At 49.2% G+C, this 325-nt stretch carries 1 pseudogene; it reads right to left on the minus strand.

Going from position 1 to position 325, the window contains the following annotated elements:
* Positions 1 to 325: pseudogene (locus FDX22_RS31790) on the minus strand (sensor histidine kinase); the annotation flags it as partial.

Raw genomic sequence — 325 nt, forward strand, 5'->3', positions numbered from 1 at the left:
CCCGCCGCTAACGCGAACAATCTGCTCCAGTCGCTGGTTAAACATCTGCATTTGTTGATGGCTACTTCCCAACTGAGCCTCAAGCAATGTTCGAAAACGACCAAGTGTAGCTTCTCTGGCATGACTGGCATCAACCAGCGCTTTTTGCGCCGCGACATAATCGCGCATCGTATCGGGCATTTTATTTTTCATCATCCCGATTTCCAGCAATTCGTCGATGGTTTGCCGCAACGTGATAGTACTGGGCCAGTCGTCCAGGGTGCGAATATTTTCATCCGCCGTTTTCTTCAGATTTTCCAGATAGCGAATATGATTCTCGACCAGC

The organism is Citrobacter sp. TBCS-14, assembly GCF_005280805.1.
Classification (GTDB): Bacteria; Pseudomonadota; Gammaproteobacteria; order Enterobacterales; family Enterobacteriaceae; genus Citrobacter; species Citrobacter gillenii.